14 protein-coding genes and 1 pseudogene are annotated in these 16,659 nt (G+C 54.1%); 9 read left to right on the forward strand and 6 right to left on the reverse strand.

Going from position 1 to position 16,659, the window contains the following annotated elements; genetic code table 11:
- Window positions 1–130 precede the first annotated feature (130 nt).
- Complete coding sequence (locus JQ822_RS08600; protein ID WP_213133126.1) at window positions 131–913, forward strand: siderophore-interacting protein; 783 nt, start codon at window positions 131–133, stop codon at window positions 911–913.
- Here the strand turns inward: JQ822_RS08600 and JQ822_RS08605 are convergent.
- A pseudogene (locus JQ822_RS08605) lies at window positions 910–1,757 on the reverse strand (helix-turn-helix domain-containing protein). The gene JQ822_RS08600 and the pseudogene JQ822_RS08605 overlap by 4 nt on opposite strands.
- A gap of 67 nt (window positions 1,758–1,824) precedes the next feature.
- Here JQ822_RS08605 and cfa point away from each other — a divergent pair.
- On the forward strand, window positions 1,825–2,979 hold the full coding sequence (cfa, locus tag JQ822_RS08610; RefSeq protein ID WP_213133127.1) for a cyclopropane fatty acyl phospholipid synthase: 1,155 nt from the start codon (window positions 1,825–1,827) through the stop codon (window positions 2,977–2,979).
- Window positions 2,980–3,349: 370 nt separating this feature from the next.
- Here cfa and JQ822_RS08615 read toward each other — a convergent pair whose 3' ends face one another.
- Window positions 3,350–5,008 (reverse strand): glycerone kinase, encoded by a 1,659-nt coding sequence (locus JQ822_RS08615; RefSeq protein ID WP_213133128.1) that lies wholly within the window; start codon window positions 5,006–5,008, stop codon window positions 3,350–3,352.
- Window positions 5,009–5,569: 561 nt separating this feature from the next.
- Between JQ822_RS08615 and JQ822_RS08620 the strand changes: the two genes are divergently transcribed.
- Window positions 5,570–6,667: a glycerol dehydrogenase gene (locus tag JQ822_RS08620; protein ID WP_213133129.1), complete on the forward strand. Its 1,098-nt coding sequence runs from the start codon at window positions 5,570–5,572 to the stop codon at window positions 6,665–6,667.
- A 91-nt stretch (window positions 6,668–6,758) separates the two neighbouring features.
- Window positions 6,759–8,684, forward strand: a complete 1,926-nt coding sequence (dhaR, locus tag JQ822_RS08625) for a dihydroxyacetone kinase operon transcriptional regulator DhaR (protein ID WP_213133130.1) — start codon at window positions 6,759–6,761, stop codon at window positions 8,682–8,684.
- Here dhaR and JQ822_RS08630 read toward each other — a convergent pair.
- From JQ822_RS08630 to JQ822_RS08645, 4 genes are read right to left on the reverse strand one after another with little or no spacing between them, the layout of a single operon-like run.
- On the reverse strand, window positions 8,662–9,192 hold the full coding sequence (locus JQ822_RS08630) for a cob(I)yrinic acid a,c-diamide adenosyltransferase (RefSeq protein ID WP_213133131.1): 531 nt from the start codon (window positions 9,190–9,192) through the stop codon (window positions 8,662–8,664). The two genes, dhaR and JQ822_RS08630, sit on opposite strands and share 23 nt — an antisense overlap.
- Window positions 9,193–9,546 carry a glycerol dehydratase reactivase beta/small subunit family protein gene (locus JQ822_RS08635; protein WP_213133132.1) on the reverse strand — a complete coding sequence of 118 codons (354 nt, stop codon included), beginning with the start codon at window positions 9,544–9,546 and terminating at the stop codon, window positions 9,193–9,195.
- A 16-nt stretch (window positions 9,547–9,562) separates the two neighbouring features.
- Window positions 9,563–10,726 carry a 1,3-propanediol dehydrogenase gene (gene dhaT, locus JQ822_RS08640; protein ID WP_106875574.1) on the reverse strand — a complete coding sequence of 388 codons (1,164 nt, stop codon included), beginning with the start codon at window positions 10,724–10,726 and terminating at the stop codon, window positions 9,563–9,565.
- 22 nt (window positions 10,727–10,748) lie between these two features.
- The gene (locus JQ822_RS08645) at window positions 10,749–11,177 is read right to left on the reverse strand and encodes a GlcG/HbpS family heme-binding protein (RefSeq protein WP_213133133.1); all 429 of its coding nucleotides are present in this window, start codon (window positions 11,175–11,177) and stop codon (window positions 10,749–10,751) included.
- 393 nt (window positions 11,178–11,570) lie between these two features.
- On the opposite strand from JQ822_RS08645, the gene JQ822_RS08650 reads away from it, so the two are divergent.
- The 5 genes from JQ822_RS08650 to JQ822_RS08670 all read left to right on the forward strand — a co-directional run bounded on the left by JQ822_RS08650 (window position 11,571) and on the right by JQ822_RS08670 (window position 16,524).
- Window positions 11,571–13,238: a propanediol/glycerol family dehydratase large subunit gene (locus JQ822_RS08650; RefSeq protein WP_213133134.1), complete on the forward strand. Its 1,668-nt coding sequence runs from the start codon at window positions 11,571–11,573 to the stop codon at window positions 13,236–13,238.
- Window positions 13,239–13,249: 11 nt separating this feature from the next.
- Window positions 13,250–13,834 carry a propanediol/glycerol family dehydratase medium subunit gene (locus tag JQ822_RS08655; protein ID WP_213133135.1) on the forward strand — a complete coding sequence of 195 codons (585 nt, stop codon included), beginning with the start codon at window positions 13,250–13,252 and terminating at the stop codon, window positions 13,832–13,834.
- A 2-nt stretch (window positions 13,835–13,836) separates the two neighbouring features.
- Window positions 13,837–14,265 (forward strand): glycerol dehydratase small subunit DhaB3, encoded by a 429-nt coding sequence (locus JQ822_RS08660; RefSeq protein WP_213133136.1) that lies wholly within the window; start codon window positions 13,837–13,839, stop codon window positions 14,263–14,265.
- A gap of 10 nt (window positions 14,266–14,275) precedes the next feature.
- Window positions 14,276–16,090 (forward strand): diol dehydratase reactivase subunit alpha, encoded by a 1,815-nt coding sequence (locus JQ822_RS08665; RefSeq protein WP_213133137.1) that lies wholly within the window; start codon window positions 14,276–14,278, stop codon window positions 16,088–16,090.
- A gap of 134 nt (window positions 16,091–16,224) precedes the next feature.
- A complete protein-coding gene (locus JQ822_RS08670) occupies window positions 16,225–16,524 on the forward strand; it encodes a DUF1889 family protein (protein ID WP_213133138.1) in 300 nt (99 codons plus the stop codon).
- The last annotated feature ends 135 nt before the right edge of the window (window positions 16,525–16,659 follow it).

The following is a 16,659-nucleotide window of genomic DNA, read 5'->3' on the forward strand; positions in this document are numbered from 1 at the left end:
AATGGTTTGAATGAAAGGACGCGCACGGTCTGACTGTATCAAAAAAATGCTTGCAATCTTTGCTATTAGCAATCATTATCATTTAAAAATTGATTTAGATATATCGTATTATTCTCACGAAGGCGAAAAAATGACAAAAAACACCTCACGCTACCCGCAGCGCGTTCGTAATGAACTGCGTTTCCGTGAACTTACCGTCCTGCGCGTTGAGCGTATCAGTGCGGGTTTTCAGCGTATCGTGCTGGGTGGGGAGGCGCTGGACGGCTTCACTTCACACGGCTTTGATGACCATACCAAAGTTTTCTTTCCTGAGCCGGGCAGTCATTTTGTACCGCCGGTTGTCACCGATGAGGGCATCGTCTGGGCTGATGGTGTTCGCCCGTTATCGCGCGATTACACGCCGTTGTATGACGACGCGCGCCATGAGCTGGCGCTGGATTTCTACATTCACGACGGTGGCGTGGCGAGCACGTGGGCGATGCATGCCCGCGAGGGCGACAAGCTGACGATTGGCGGACCGCGCGGTTCTTTGGTGGTGCCGGAGGACTATGCGTATCAGGTTTACGTGTGTGATGAATCAGGCATGCCTGCGCTGCGCCGACGTCTGGAGTCGCTCAGCCGTTTAACGGTACGCCCAAACGTCACGGCGCTGGTGAGCGTGCAGGATGCAGCGTATCAGGACTATCTTGCCCATCTCGACGGATTTACAATTCAGTGGTTTATCGGCCATGACGCGCAGGCGGTGGACGCGCAATTATCACGGCTGACCGTGCCCGCAGACGATTATTTCATCTGGATAACCGGTGAAGGAAAGGTGGTAAAAAACCTGAGCACTCGTTTTGAAACCGAGGCGTTTGACCCTCAACGGGTGCGTGCGGCAGCCTACTGGCATCAGCGTAAAGCGGCAGATTAATAATTTGACGGCGGAACGCCAAACGCCTGGCGAAACGCGTAGCTAAACGCCGCGGTGCTCGAATACCCCACATCGAGCGCCACGGCGGTGACGCTTTTATTTTTCTTCAGCATTAACACTGATTCCAGAATCCGCATCTTTTGCTTCCAGACGCTGAACGGTAATCCGGTTTCTTTTTTGAAATGGCGCGAAAAGGTCCGGGCGGACATACCAAGATGATTTGCCCAGTACTCTACCGAGTGCTCCAGCGCAGGAGATTCCTGTATTGTCCGACACACTTTGGTTAATTCAGGATCCTGCGGCCAGGGTAATACAAAGGCGACTTCCGGTAATTGCAAAATAATATCGATCAGTACGCTCACCAGCTTCCCTTCTTTTGACTGGCTGTCGTAATGGCCTGAAATTAAGTTGGTTGCGTAATGAATAAACTCTCTGGCGAAATCACTGATCGCCACCACTTTGCACTCGTCGATGCTCTGCTCCAGAAAACTGGGTTTAATATCCAGGTTCTCTAAATACACATCATCCAGCGCCCACACCGCATGCTCAATATTGTTTGGGATCCAGATACCGTAATGCGCGGGGATTATCCAGCACTTACCGGCGACATCAATGCGCATGCTGCCCTTACGGGCGAAATGAAACTGGGTAAAAGCATGTGAGTGCTGCGGAACGTGGTTATTAGCTTCAAGGACATAAGAGCGAAAGTAAACGTCCTGCGGCAGGTCCGCCATTGAATCATCGGGGAAGGAATTCCACTGCTTTTGCCTGAGGGTGTCCATAAAAAATACCTGATGCTCCCGGTGATGTGGCCTCTGCTCGATAGATCTTGTCCGCAGATCATAATACATACACTCTGTTTTCCATAATAATCTTGCGTAAGAATTATTAGTCCACTTTTGGTAAATACCATGAACTCGCTTTGTTCAGATGCTGTCATCGTCAATGAAACAAATGATAACTGGACCCGAATGGGGAAAGACCTGCTTTCGCAGGCTGATATCCAGATTAATGGTTCGCGCGCCTGGGATATTCAACTTCACCATGCCGGTTTCTTTAAACGGGTACTGCAACAAGGCTCGTTAGGGCTTGGCGAAAGCTATATGGAAGGCTGGTGGGACTGCGAGCGGCTCGATATTCTGTTCTGCAAAATCCTTAAAGCAAAACTCGACCAAAAAATGCCGGGCAATCTGAAAGATATTTTACGCATTGCCAGCGCGCGTCTGTTTAATCTGCAATCACGCAGCCGTGCCTGGATAGTCGGCAAAGAACACTACGATATTGGTAACGATCTTTTTGCCCTGATGCTTGATCCCCACATGCAATATTCCTGTGGCTACTGGAAAGACGCGGCGACATTAGAAGATGCGCAAAACGCCAAATTAAAAATGATTTGCGAGAAGCTGCAATTGCAGCCGGGCATGCGTTTGCTGGATATCGGCTGCGGTTGGGGCGGGTTGGCAGAATATGCGGCGCGCCATTATGGTGTGGCGGTCGAAGGGGTCACCATCTCGAAAGAACAGCAGAAAATGGCGCAGCAGCGCTGTGAAGGGCTGGATGTAAATATTCTGCTGCAGGATTATCGCGATCTTGATAAACACTACGATCGTATCGTCTCCGTGGGGATGTTTGAACACGTCGGGCCGAAAAACTACGACACCTATTTCAGTATTGCCGATCGCTGTTTAAAACCCGACGGGTTGTTCCTGCTGCACACTATTGGCAGCAATAAAAAAGGGATGAGCGTGGATCCGTGGATCAATAAATATATTTTCCCGAACGGCTGCTTACCGGCGATTTCCCACATTGCCGAGGCCAGCGAATCACGGTTTGTGATGGAGGACTGGCATAACTTCGGCAGCGATTACGATAAAACGCTGATGGCCTGGCACGAGCGCTTTAATCAGGCATGGCCGGAGCTGTCTTCGCGTTATTCCGCGACCTTCAGAAGGATGTTTAATTACTATTTATGCGCCTGCGCCGGGGCTTTCCGTGCCCGGGATATCGAGCTTTGGCAGGTGCTGTTTAGCCGCGGCGTAGAGGGCGGGATTCGCGTGTATCGCTGATATAGGAATGATATTTTTCCTTTAGCGTATTGTTCCGTTCACCTTATGTTCTTTATTTCTCTACAGCACTGATATCCGTGAACGTGTTAAGGGTACTATCGCCGTACCCTTAACAATCCCGGCTCCCGGCTCCCGGCGGGAAAATTGCCACTTCGTGGTTCCCTCCGTTTATTCCTCCAGGCTTCCGGGCCGGGCGCGAGGAAACGTCCCTGTAAACATCTGCGTTTTTTGTTTAAACAGCAAAACAGATTTAACTGGAAGTCAGAGCTGTACAGCGATGACCACGTTCACGGGGGATATGGTTTCAGGGAAGCAATGCAGCTAAAGTGAACGGAATAATTCGCTTTAGCTAACATATACACTCTAAAAATTACTCCACTTTCTCCTCCGCCAATGCTTTAAACACCATCGCTACGGCATGTGCGCCGGGGTCCATATTTCCGAGCAGGCTTTCGCTGCTCAGATACGATGCGCGCCCCGCATTGGCTTTGCTCGACAGGCAGGTTCGTTCTGCCCCTGCCAGCGCCGCGTCATATGCGGCTTGCAGATTTTGCGGCTGTGTGAGCAGCGACGTTAGCGCCGGTTGCAGTGCATCAATCATCGTGCGATCGCCTTCGTCTGCGCCACCGTAGAACTTCATCTGCGCCAGACCCGTATTCAGCGCCTCGGCAACATTAGCTCCTTGTTCCAGTTTCTGCCCTGCGGCGGTAAAGAAAATAGACATCAGCACGCCGCTGGAGCCGCCCATCACCACGGTCAGACGTTCGCCAATCAGCGCGAACAACGTGGCCAGGTTATCCAGCGGAAGCTGCTGGCGATGCAGCAGGTCGGCAATTTCACGCGCGCCGGCGGCAAAGGTCGACCCGGTATCGCCATCGCCCACTTTGGCGTCCAGCGCATTGAGATGCGTCTCCAGACCGGAAAGGGTTGCGGTGACAAGCTCCACAATCCCGGCAACCTGTTCGTTAGCCGAAGGCTGAAATTCCACGCGTGCGCTGCGCTGGGATGACGGTACGGTGGTGATGTCACGCGGCGGTACGGGCGTTGACCAGTTGCTGGTTTCCACTTCGGTCAACAACGCTTTCTCAATGCTCTCTTCCAGCACCATGGCCGTTAGCGAGAAGCCTTTCATATCCAGCGCGGTCACCAGCGAGGCCGGGCCAATCAGCCAGTCGATACGTGGATACAGCGCGCTGTTAGCCAGTTCGCGGGTGATGATGGCCATTTCGGCAACGGAAACGCCGCCAAGATTGTTAATCATCACCGCCAGACGACCGGTTTCCGGCAGGGCGGCCAGCAGTTTATCCACCATCAGATTAACCACTTTCGCGCTGTTTTGGGTGTCGATAACCGAAGCGCCTGGCTCGCCGTGAATGCCCATCCCCAGCTCTGCATGACCCGGATGATGACGCGGTGCGGCGTCGGTTTCCTGCGGTAAATGGCAGCTGGAAAGGGCGACGCCCAGGCTGAAGGTGTTGTTGGCTGCGTACTGCGCTTCACGCAGCACGGTGGCGAGGTTGTAACCACGTTCGGCGAAATAGCCTGCAACTTTATGCACCAAAATGGTTCCTGCGATTCCGCGTGGGTGCTTATTATCCGGTAGCGAAATGTCGTCGCCGACGATCAGCATTTCGACGTTGTAGCCGAGCCGACGCGCTTTCTCGGCGGCAAGGCCAAAATTCAGGCGATCGCCGGTGTAGTTCTTCACGATCAGCAGACAGCCAGCCTCACCGGTTACCGCCTGTATTGCAGTCAGTACCGCATCCACGCTCGGGGAGGCAAACACGTCGCCGCAGACGGCGGCGGTTAACATGCCTTTTCCGATAAACCCAACGTGCGCGGGTTCGTGACCTGAGCCGCCGCCGGAGATCACCGCGACGTTCTCTTTATTGAGGTCGCGACGCACCACGATACGGATGGCCGGATCGCTCTCCAGGCGCGCCAGGTTATTCCACGGACTGGCGAAGATCGTACCGTCGATGACGTCATTAACGAGATGGGTGCGCTGGTTAAAAAAGAATTGAGACATAACGGCTCCGGGAGGTTGAGTGTTAAACAAACCCCCGAATGCATGGTTGCGGTCACGGAGGCGATGGAGAGATTCTGGCCGAGTCAGCGCGGAAAAAAACTCGGGCAAAATGGGTTTCAATACGGAACGTAAATATTAGTTTTTGTTCCTAAATGAAACGTAATTGCGGATGAAAATGACGTAATGCGAACCCGCGCGGCTTTTTTCTCCGACTGTCAGGGCCGGTAACACCGGGCGGACCGTTTTTTTTGCGGGTCATTTCTGCTTTGTACGGCGAAAAGACGAAAGCGGATTTCTATGTCCGCCAGAAATAAGCGGTAAAGGAACGGATCGGGATCGCAAACCTTATCATTTTTAGGGTTAATCGTTCCGATATGGAACGTATGCTGTTTTTATTTGTTTCATATCAGAACAAAAAGACGAATGATTTTTTTGTGTACGCCTCGCCCTACAGTGATTGCATCGCTCGGGTACTCCCGTTTTCGCCGTCAGTGTCAGGCTAAACAGGTTAACGCCAGGGCTCATCATGTAAAAACATGTACTTATTTGAGGATGAAAGGAATGCTAAAAGTTATTCAATCTCCAGCCAAATATCTCCAGGGCCCTGATGCATCTACCTTATTTGGTCAATACGCGAAAAACCTGGCGGACAGCTTTTTTGTCATTGCGGATGACTTCGTGATGAAGCTGGCGGGAGAGAAAGTGCTCAATGGCCTGCATAGCCACGGCATTAGCTGTCACGCGGAACGCTTTAACGGTGAATGCAGCCACGTAGAAATTAATCGTCTGATTGCCATTCTGAAACAACACGGCTGCCGTGGTGTGGTTGGGGTCGGCGGCGGGAAAACGCTGGATACCGCTAAAGCGATTGGCTATTACCAGAAGCTGCCGGTGGTGGTGATCCCGACTATCGCCTCGACCGATGCGCCTACCAGCGCGCTGTCGGTCATTTACACCGAAGCCGGTGAGTTTGAAGAGTATCTGATCTACCCGAAAAACCCGGATATGGTGGTGATGGATACCGCGATCATCGCCAAAGCACCGGTACGTCTATTGGTTGCCGGGATGGGCGATGCGCTTTCTACCTGGTTTGAAGCGAAGGCTTGTTATGACGCCCGCGCGACCAGTATGGCGGGTGGACAGTCCACGGTGGCGGCGCTGAGCCTGGCACGCCTGTGCTATGATACCCTGCTGGCGGAAGGCGAAAAGGCGCGCTGCGCGGCGCAGGCAGGCGTAGTGACCGACGCGCTGGAACGTATTGTCGAAGCGAACACCTATCTTAGCGGCATCGGTTTTGAAAGCAGCGGCCTCGCGGGGGCGCATGCTATTCATAACGGTTTCACGATTCTGGAAGAGTGCCACCATTTGTACCATGGCGAAAAAGTCGCGTTTGGTACGCTGGCACAGCTGGTGCTGCAGAACAGCCCGATGGAAGAGATCGAAACCGTGCTCGCGTTCTGTCAGAAAGTCGGCCTGCCGGTAACCCTGGCACAAATGGGCGTGAAGGATGGCATCGACGACAAGATTCAGGCCGTTGCCAAAGCGACCTGTGCGGAAGGTGAAACCATTCACAATATGCCGTTCCCGGTGACGCCAGAGAGTGTACATGCCGCAATTTTGACGGCAGACCTGCTGGGACAGCAGTGGCTGGCGCGTTAATCAGTCGTCGGTAAGTTTTTATCCGGCATCTTCTCCCCCTCTGACAGTCTCTGCCGGAGGGGTTGTCTATGGTAAAACAGCGGAAATGGATATGACGGCGCACACGCATAGCATCGGGAAGGAAGTCTCTTCGGTCATCGCTCAGTCATGGCATCGTTGCAGTAAGTTTATGCAGCGGGAAACCTGGCAGGCGCCGCATCAGGCGCAGGGGCTGACGTTTGCATCGATTTGTCGTCGTAAGACGGCGTTGCTGACAATTGCTCAGGCCGCGCTGGAAGATGCCTGGGAGTTTATGGACGGACGTCCCTGCGCGCTGCTTATCCTCGATGAGTCCGCTTGTATTCTTAGTCGTTGCGGCGATCCGCAGACTGTGGAACAGCTGGCAGAATTGGGTTTTCTTGACGGCAGCTACTGCGCGGAAAGCATTATTGGCAGCTGCGCGCTGTCGCTGGCGACCATGCCAGGGCAGCCGACAAAAACCTCGGGCGATCAGCATTTTAAACAAGCGCTGCATCCGTGGTCGTTCTGTTCAACGCCGGTGTTCGATAACCACGGGCGACTGTTTGGATCTATTTCACTGTGCTGCCTGGTAGAACATGAGTCGGTTTCTGATTTATCCCTGACGCTGGCGATTGCCAGAGAAGTCGGTAATTCCTTGCTGACCGACACCCTGTTGGCTGAATCTAACCGTCATCTGAATCAGATGTACGGGCTGCTGGAGAGCATGGATGATGGCGTGATGGCGTGGAACGAACAGGGCGTGCTGCAGTTCCTCAATGCGCGCGCCGCCATGTTATTGCATCTGGATGTGCAGGCCAGTCAGGGGAAAAATATTCATGACCTGGTGAATCTGCCGATGCTGCTGCGCCGGGCGATCAAACATGCTCGCGGACTCAATCACGTCGAAGTTACCTTTGAGAGCCAGCACCAGTTTGTTGATGCCGTGATCACCCTAAAGCCCATTGTGGAAGAGCAGGGCAACAGCTTTATTCTGCTGCTGCACCCGGTCGAACAAATGCGCCAGCTGATGACCAGTCAACTGGGCAAGGTCAGCCACACTTTTGAGCAGATGTCAGCGGAAGATCCGGAGACCCGGCGTTTGATCCATTTTGGTCGTCAGGCGGCGAGGGGAAGTTTTCCGATCCTGCTGTGCGGCGAAGAGGGCGTCGGTAAAGAGCTGCTCAGCCAGGCGATCCACAATGAAAGCGAACGCGCCAGCGGTCCGTATATCGCCGTTAACTGCCAGCTGTATGCCAACAGCGTGCTGGGGCAGGATTTTATGGGCAGCGCGCCAACGGATGATGAAAATGGCCGACTGAGCCGCCTTGAACTGGCGAACGGCGGCACGCTGTTTCTGGAAAAAATTGAGTATTTAGCGCCGGAGCTGCAATCCGCGCTGTTACAGGTGATCAAGCAGGGCGTGTTAACCCGCCTTGATGCCCGTCGGCTGATCCCAGTGGATGTGAAAGTGATCGCCACCACTACGGTCGATCTTGCCAACCTGGTGGAACAAAACCGCTTTAGCCGCCAGCTGTATTACGCGCTGCATTCGTTTGAAATCGTCATTCCGCCGCTGCGCGCGCGGCGCAACAGCATTCCTGCGCTGATTTATACCCGCCTGAACAACCTGAAAAAACGCTTTTCATCCAGCCTGAAGGTCGACGATGACGCACTGGCGCAGCTGGTGGCCTACTCGTGGCCGGGCAATGATTTCGAACTGAACAGCATTATCGAGAACATCGCCATCAGCAGCGATAACGGTCATATACGGCTGAGCAACCTGCCGGATTATCTGTTTGCCGAACGGCCGGGTATGGATACGACATCTTCGCTGCTGCCTGCCAGCCTGACCTTTACCGCCATCGAAAAAGAGGCGATTATCCACGCCGCTCGCGTGACCAGCGGGCGCGTGCAGGAGATGTCGCAGCTGCTGAATATTGGGCGCACCACGCTGTGGCGCAAGATGAAGCAGTACGACATCGATGCCAGCCAGTTTAAGCGCAAACATCAGGAGTAGTTTCTTCTATTCTGGCCATCGAGAACAGCGCGTCGGACAAACGATTGATATAACGCTTGAGTTCATCACGCAGCGTCAGCGTTCTGTCCATCGCTGTGAGAATACGCTCCAGCCGCCGCGCCAGGGTTCGCGCCACGTGTAGCTGCGCCGATGCCAGATTTTTCCCCGGAATAACAAACGCTTTCAGCGGACCGCTGTACGCCATATTGCGATCAATAAGCTGCTCCAGCGCCTGAGTATCCTCTTCACCAATACGCTGTTGTAAGCGAGCGAGTCCTTTCTCATCGCTGGCGAGTTCCGCACCCAGTACAAACAGCATCTTCTGGATGGCATGCAGATCCTCGCGTAATTCTGCCTGGCGTGTGCTGGCATAACAGACGCCAAGCTGGGAAATCAGTTCATCCACCGTGCCGTAGGCGTTCACGCGGATGTCGTCTTTGTCGATACGGCTGCCGCCAAACAGCGCGGTAGTGCCTTTATCACCGGTGCGGGTGTAGATGCGGTACATTTATGTTATCTCGCTGAAGGGAAGCACTTTGACCAGTTGGCCTGCGTTGGCGCCAAGCGCGCGGATCTGCACGATCCCGGCGGCGATATGCCCGCAGATCAGCGCCCGATCCTCGGGCAACTGGGCATGCGTTAAGGCAATATCGCCCGTTTCGCTGAGGCCGAGACCAACGCGCAGCGTTGAGCTTTTTGCCGCTTGTTTGCTGAGCGCCAGCGCGCTGTCGCTGCCGTTGTAGCACGTGGCCCGGCAAGGGACGCCCTGCTCTTCCAGTCCCCAGCATAGCTCATCAAGCATGCGGGTATCCTGCCAGCGTGAGTGATAAAACAGATGCACGCCCGGTGATGAAAGTGACATTGCGCCCCCTGTGTTATCAGAATGCCTGACGGAAGATCTCGGCAATTTCTTTCTCGTTACCTTTACGCGGGTTCGAGAATGCATTGCCGTCTTTCAGCGCCATTTCTGCCATATAAGGGAAATCGGCTTCTTTGACGCCCAAATCGCGCAGATGCTGCGGAATACCGATATCGGCAGAGAGGCGAGCAATGGCGTGAATCGCCAGTTCGGCAGCATCCATAGTGGAGAGTCCGTCTGTGTTCTCACCCATAAACTCCGCGATGTCGGCAAATTTTTCCGGGTTAGCGATCAGGTTATAACGCGCCACGTGTGGTAGCAGTACGGCATTCGCCACGCCGTGTGGCATGTCGTACAGGCCACCAAGCTGGTGCGCCATGGCGTGAACGTAGCCGAGGTTGGCGTTATTAAAGGCCATGCCTGCCAGCAGCGAAGCGTAAGCCATGTTCTCACGGGCTTTCAGGTTGCTGCCCAGCGCGACGGCCTGGCGTAAGTTACGGGCGATCAGGCGGATAGCCTGGATTGCGGCGGCGTCAGTGACCGGGTTGGCATCTTTGGAAATATAGGCCTCCACGGCGTGGGTCAGGGCATCCATCCCGGTGGCAGCGGTCAGCGGAGCAGGTTTACCCAGCATCAACAATGGATCGTTAATCGATACCGACGGCAGGTTGCGCCAGCTGACAATTACAAACTTCACTTTGGTTTTGGTGTTGGTCAGCACGCAGTGGCGGGTGACTTCGCTGGCGGTGCCGGCGGTGGTGTTGACCGCAACAATCGGCGGCAGCGGGTTGGTCAGGGTTTCAATCCCGGCATAGCTGTAGAGATCGCCTTCGTGAGTGGCTGCGATACCAATGCCTTTACCGCAGTCATGCGGGCTGCCGCCGCCGACGGTAACGATAATATCGCACTGCTCTTTACGAAAGACTTCCAGGCCGTCGCGCACGTTGGTGTCTTTGGGGTTTGGTTCTACGCCGTCAAACACCACCACGTCAATACCGGCTTCACGCAGGTGGGCGAGGGTTTTATCTACCGCGCCGTCTTTAATTGCCCGCAGGCCTTTATCAGTCACCAGCAGCGCTTTTTTACCGCCCAACAGTTTGCAGCGCTCGCCAACCACGGAAATAGCATTGGGGCCAAAAAAGTTAACATTTGGTACCAGATAATCAAACATTCGATAACTCATATTATACCTTCTTAAGTTTGTTTTATAATTCAGAGAAGCAATTCAGTGCGCTTTCAGCTAATAACTTGTCCTGTTCAACGGTACCGCCGCTCACGCCGACGGCACCGATTATTTTTCCATTTAATATAACCGGAAGACCACCGCCGAAAATAATAATGCGTTGCTGATTGGTTAGCTGCAACCCATATAGCGAAGCGCCAGGCTGTACCGCATCGGTAATTTCATGAGTGCCCTGTCGCAGGCAGCAGGCGGTATACGCTTTATTAAGAGAAATATCGCAGCTGGTGACAAACGCGTCGTCCATGCGCTGTATCAGCAATGTGTTTCCACCGTGATCCACCACGGAAAAGACTACCGGAACGTTGATTTCAAGGGCTTTAGCCTCGACGGCGGTTGCCATTTTCTTTGCGGCTGCCAGCGTAATGGTGGCAATGGGTTGGCTCTTATTCACTGTATCTCCTGTCAAATTTGTAGGGCTGAGGTCACGAAAAATATCGCGTGACAGCTATTTTTTATCATTGGCTTTTCTTTATTCTCGCGCGGCACATTATTAAGTCAATACTCTTAAAAATTCTAAAGCAGTAAGTTAGTAACCTTCCTTTGGCGTTTATTGATAATGATCATTTAACCTCGTCACAGTTCACTGGAGATATTCTCTATGTGCGTTTCAATATGAAACGATGCGTTTTAATTACGTGCCAAACTGGAACGTAATTAATTTTATTTTTTTATTGGCCTGCTCATTTAGAGTTCGACTATTGCTGATGAAAGGCGAATACCGGGTGTTGTGTCCCCGGTAATACGGCCCGGCGTCCCTATTATTTACTTTTTGAGTCAATGCGCTATGAGAAGATCAAAACGATTTGAAGTCCTTGCGAAGCGACCTGTCAATCAGGATGGGTTGATTGGCGAATGGCCGGAAGAGGGGCTGATCGCCATGGAAAGTCCCTACGATCCAGCGTCGTCGGTGAAGGTGGAAAATGGCCGTATTATCGAACTGGATGGTAAAGACCGCGCACAGTTCGACATGATCGACCGTTTTATCGCTGACTACGCGATTAACGTGGCGAAAACCGAACGGGCAATGCAGCTCGACGCGCTGGAGATCGCCAGAATGCTGGTGGATATCCACGTCAGTCGGGAAGATATTATTGCCATAACCACAGCCATCACCCCGGCGAAAGCGGTGGAGGTGATGGCGAAAATGAACGTGGTGGAAATGATGATGGCGCTGCAAAAAATGCGGGCCAGACGCACGCCCTCTAACCAGTGCCACGTCACCAACCTGAAAGATAACCCGGTGCAAATTGCCGCCGACGCCGCCGAAGCGGGGATCCGCGGTTTTTCTGAACAAGAAACTACCGTAGGTATCGCCCGTTATGCGCCGTTTAACGCGCTGGCGCTGCTGGTCGGATCCCAGTGCGGTCGCCCCGGCGTGCTCACCCAATGTTCCGTTGAAGAAGCCACCGAACTGGAACTGGGGATGCGCGGCTTAACCAGCTACGCCGAAACGGTATCGGTATACGGCACGGAGTCGGTGTTTACCGACGGTGATGATACGCCGTGGTCCAAAGCGTTTCTCGCTTCGGCCTATGCTTCTCGTGGCCTGAAGATGCGCTACACCTCCGGCACCGGTTCGGAGGCGCTGATGGGCTATTCCGAAAGTAAATCGATGCTGTACCTGGAGTCGCGCTGCATTTTTATTACCAAGGGCGCGGGCGTTCAGGGGTTACAAAACGGCGCGGTTAGCTGCATCGGCATGACCGGTGCAGTGCCGTCGGGGATCCGCGCGGTGCTGGCGGAAAATCTGATTGCCTCGATGCTTGACCTCGAAGTGGCCTCAGCGAATGACCAGACCTTTTCACACTCCGATATTCGTCGTACCGCCCGCACCCTGATGCAGATGCTGCCCGGTACCGACTTTATCTTTTCCGGCTATAGCGCGGTACCTAACTACGACAACATGTTTGCCGGGTCGAACTTCGATGCTGAGGACTTCGATGATTACAACATTCTACAACGTGACCTGATGGTTGACGGCGGTCTGCGTCCGGTAACGGAAGAGGAAACCATCGCCATTCGCAATAAGGCCGCGCGCGCCATTCAGGCAGTGTTCCGCGAGCTGGGCCTGCCGCTGATTAGCGATGAGGAAGTTGAGGCCGCCACCTATGCCCACGGCAGCAAAGATATGCCCGCGCGCAATGTGGTGGAGGATCTGGCCGCCGTGGAAGAGATGATGAAGCGCAATATTACCGGGCTGGATATTGTTGCCGCGCTGAATTCCAGCGGTTTTGAAGATATTGCCAGCAATATTCTCAACATGCTGAAGCAGCGTGTGACCGGTGATTATCTGCAAACGTCGGCCATTCTGGATCGCCAGTTCGAGGTGGTCAGCGCCGTTAACGACATCAATGATTATCAGGGACCCGGCACCGGCTATCGCATTTCTGCCGAACGCTGGGCGGAAATTAAAAATATCGCGGGCGTGGTTCAGCCCAGCGCCATTGAATAAGGCGGTACACGGTGGAATGTACAACTGAACGTAAGCCGGTTTTCACCTTGCAGGTGAGCGAGGGCGAGGTGGCAAAAGCGGACGACCGCGCGGATGAAGTGGTGATTGGCGTCGGGCCAGCTTTTGATAAATATCAGCATAAGACCCTGATTGATATGCCGCACAAAGCGATCCTGAAAGAACTGGTGGCCGGGATTGAAGAAGAGGGGCTGCATGCGCGGGTGGTCAGAATTCTGCGCACATCGGATGTCTCTTTTATGGCGTGGGATGCGGCGAACCTCAGCGGCTCCGGCATTGGTATTGGTATTCAGTCGAAAGGAACCACGGTGATTCATCAGCGCGATTTGCTGCCGCTGAGCAACCTGGAGCTTTTTTCTCAGGCCCCGCTGCTGACGCTGGAAACCTATCGCCAGATAGGTAAAAACGCCGCGCGTTATGCGCGCAAAGAGTCGCCCTCGCCGGTGCCGGTGGTCAATGACCAGATGGTGCGCCCGAAATTTATGGCCAAGGCCGCGCTGTTTCATATCAAAGAAACCAAACATGTGGTGCAGGATGCTGCGCCTGTCACCCTGCACATTGCACTCGTAAGGGAATGAACATGAACGACAACATCATGACCGCGCAGGATTATCCGTTAGCGACCCGCTGCCCGGAGAAAATCCTTACTCCCACCGGGAAGCCGTTAACCGACATTACCCTTGAGAATGTGTTGGCGGGACGCGTGGGGCCGCAGGATGTGCGTATTTCTCAGCAAACGCTGGAGTATCAGGCGCAGATTGCCGAGCAGATGCAGCGTCATGCCGTAGCGCGTAATTTCCGCCGCGCGGCGGAGCTTATCGCTATCCCGGATACCCGCATTCTGGAGATCTACAACGCGCTGCGTCCGTTTCGCTCATCGTTCGCGGAGTTACTGGCCATTGCTGATGAACTGGAACACACCTGGCATGCCACGGTGAACGCCGGGTTTGTCCGCGAGTCGGCAGAAGTGTACCAGCAGAGAAACAAGCTGCGTAAAGGCAGCCAGTGACGGAGGCGGTATGCCGTTAATTGCAGGGATTGATATCGGCAACGCCACCACGGAAGTGGCGCTGGCGCAGGATGGCCGGTTTGTCGCCAGCGGGATTGTCGCTACCACGGGCATGAAGGGCACGCGGGATAACATTGCCGGGGTGATATCCTCCTTACAGCAAGCGCTGGAAAAAACATCGTGGTCGCTGCAGGATGTGGCGAAAATCTGCATCAACGAGGCCGCGCCGGTGATTGGTGATGTGGCGATGGAAACCATCACCGAAACCATCATTACAGAATCGACAATGATTGGTCATAACCCGCAAACGCCCGGCGGCGTTGGTGTGGGGATGGGGACTACGATCGCCGTGGAAAAACTGGCGTTGTTGAGCAACGATCGGTTTGCGCAGGGCTGGATCCCGCTGGTGGGCGCGGAGATGGATTTTCTCGAGGCGGTTTGGCTTATCAATGAGGCGCTGGATCGCGGCGTCAACGTGGTGGCGGCGATCCTGAAAAAAGACGATGGCGTACTGGTCAATAATCGCCTGCGCAGAACGATGCCGGTGATCGATGAAGTCACGCTGCTGGAGAAGGTTCCGCAAGGCGTGCAGGCGGCGGTGGAAGTCGCAGCAACGGGGCAGGTGGTACGGGTGCTGTCGAATCCTTACGGTATCGCCACTTTCTTTGCCCTGACGCCGGAGGAAACGCAAACTATCGTCCCCATCGCCAGAGCGCTGATCGGCAACCGCTCCGCCGTGGTGCTGAAGACTCCGAAGGGCGATGTGCGCTCAAGGGTGATCCCGGCGGGCAAGATCTTTATCAGCGGCGAAAAGCGCGGCGGGGAAGCTGACGTAGCGCAAGGGGCGCAGGCGATTATGCAGGCGATGAACGCCTGTGCACCGGTCCGCGATATTCGCGGTGAGGCCGGTACTCACGCGGGCGGCATGCTGGAGCGCGTGCGTAAGGTGATGGCCTCGCTGAGTGGGCACGATATGAATTCGGTGCATATTCAGGATCTGCTGGCGGTCGATACGTTTATTCCCCGCAAAGTCCAGGGCGGGATCGCCGGGGAATATTCGATGGAAAATGCCGTTGGCATCGCGGCGATGGTGAAATCCGATCGGCTACAGATGCAGGCGATCGCCAGTGAACTGAGCGAGCGTCTGAATACGTCTGTTGAAGTGGGCGGTGTGGAAGCCAACATGGCCGTAGCCGGGGCGTTGACGACGCCCGGCTGTGCAGCGCCCCTGGCGATCCTCGACTTAGGGGCAGGATCCACCGATGCCGCGATTATCAATAGCGATGGTACAGTCAGGGCGGTACATCTGGCTGGCGCAGGGAACATGGTCAGTCTGCTTATCAAAACGGAGTTGGGCTTAAGCGATCCTTTTCTGGCGGAGGAGATAAAAAAATACCCGCTGGCGAAAGTGGAGAGCCTGTTCAGCATTCGCCACGAGAACGGTGCGGTGGAATTCTTTCGTGAACCGCTCAGCCCATCAGTGTTTGCCAAAGTGGTGTATCTGAAAGCGGGCGAGCTGATCCCGGTAGACAACCAGACCTCGCTGGAAAAAATTCGCCTGGTGCGTCGACAGGCAAAAGAGAAGGTCTTTGTAACCAACTGCCTGCGCGCGTTGCGTCAGGTCTCACTCGGTGGGTCTATTCGCGATATCTCTTTTGTGGTGCTGGTGGGCGGTTCATCGCTGGATTTTGAAATCCCGCAGATGATCACCGACGCGTTGGCGCATTACGGCGTTGTTGCCGGTCAGGGCAATATTCGCGGAACAGAAGGGCCGCGTAATGCGGTGGCGACCGGGCTGGTTTTAGCCGGGGAGACGGAAAAATAGCGCAGAAAACCACCACCGCAAGCGTTTGGCTGCGGCATAAATCAAATAAAGGTAACGTTCTCTTTGATATCCCGGCTGACTTGGGTACATAGTATAAAGGTGTTTATTACGCGGTTAATTTTAAGGATAAGAGCATGCCAACAGCAATTGAGAAAGCATTGGATTTTATTGGTGGTATGAACACATCGGCGTCAGTACCCCATTCCATGGATGAAAGTACGGCCAAGGGAATTTTAAAATATTTGCATGACTTAGGTGTGCCAGTGAGCGCAGCAGATGTGACGGCACGAGGTGAGCAGGAGGGATGGAATCCCGAGTTCACGAAAAAAGTCGCCGGATGGGCAGAGAAAGTTGCTTCCGGTAACCGTATCCTTATCAAGAACCCAGAGTATTTTTCAACCTATATGCAGGAGCAGCTCAAAGAACTCGTGTGAGCTGACTATCGAATAAAACGCTAACGGACGTTTCCATCTGTGGATGGCGACGTCCACATGGAGCGGCAGCGATGTAGGTTGGCGTATCACGTGATATTTCCCACCTGACAAGTTCTTCCCGGTAACCATAACCTA

The organism is Citrobacter sp. FP75 (assembly GCF_018342065.1).
Taxonomy (GTDB): Bacteria; Pseudomonadota; Gammaproteobacteria; order Enterobacterales; family Enterobacteriaceae; genus Citrobacter.

Excerpts from the sequence above, each read along its gene's own strand:
- JQ822_RS08665 (WP_213133137.1), top strand. The coding sequence starts at position 14,276 with ATGCCGTTAATTGCAGGGATTGATATCGGCAACGCCACCACGGAAGTG.
- dhaR (WP_213133130.1), top strand. The coding sequence starts at position 6,759 with ATGACGGCGCACACGCATAGCATCGGGAAGGAAGTCTCTTCGGTCATC.
- JQ822_RS08615 (WP_213133128.1), bottom strand. The coding sequence starts at position 5,008 with ATGTCTCAATTCTTTTTTAACCAGCGCACCCATCTCGTTAATGACGTC.
- JQ822_RS08660 (WP_213133136.1), top strand. The coding sequence starts at position 13,837 with ATGAACGACAACATCATGACCGCGCAGGATTATCCGTTAGCGACCCGC.
- JQ822_RS08620 (WP_213133129.1), top strand. The coding sequence starts at position 5,570 with ATGCTAAAAGTTATTCAATCTCCAGCCAAATATCTCCAGGGCCCTGAT.
- dhaT (WP_106875574.1), bottom strand. The coding sequence starts at position 10,726 with ATGAGTTATCGAATGTTTGATTATCTGGTACCAAATGTTAACTTTTTT.
- JQ822_RS08650 (WP_213133134.1), top strand. The coding sequence starts at position 11,571 with ATGAGAAGATCAAAACGATTTGAAGTCCTTGCGAAGCGACCTGTCAAT.
- JQ822_RS08670 (WP_213133138.1), top strand. The coding sequence starts at position 16,225 with ATGCCAACAGCAATTGAGAAAGCATTGGATTTTATTGGTGGTATGAAC.
- JQ822_RS08630 (WP_213133131.1), bottom strand. The coding sequence starts at position 9,192 with ATGTACCGCATCTACACCCGCACCGGTGATAAAGGCACTACCGCGCTG.
- JQ822_RS08635 (WP_213133132.1), bottom strand. The coding sequence starts at position 9,546 with ATGTCACTTTCATCACCGGGCGTGCATCTGTTTTATCACTCACGCTGG.
- JQ822_RS08600 (WP_213133126.1), top strand. The coding sequence starts at position 131 with ATGACAAAAAACACCTCACGCTACCCGCAGCGCGTTCGTAATGAACTG.
- cfa (WP_213133127.1), top strand. The coding sequence starts at position 1,825 with ATGAACTCGCTTTGTTCAGATGCTGTCATCGTCAATGAAACAAATGAT.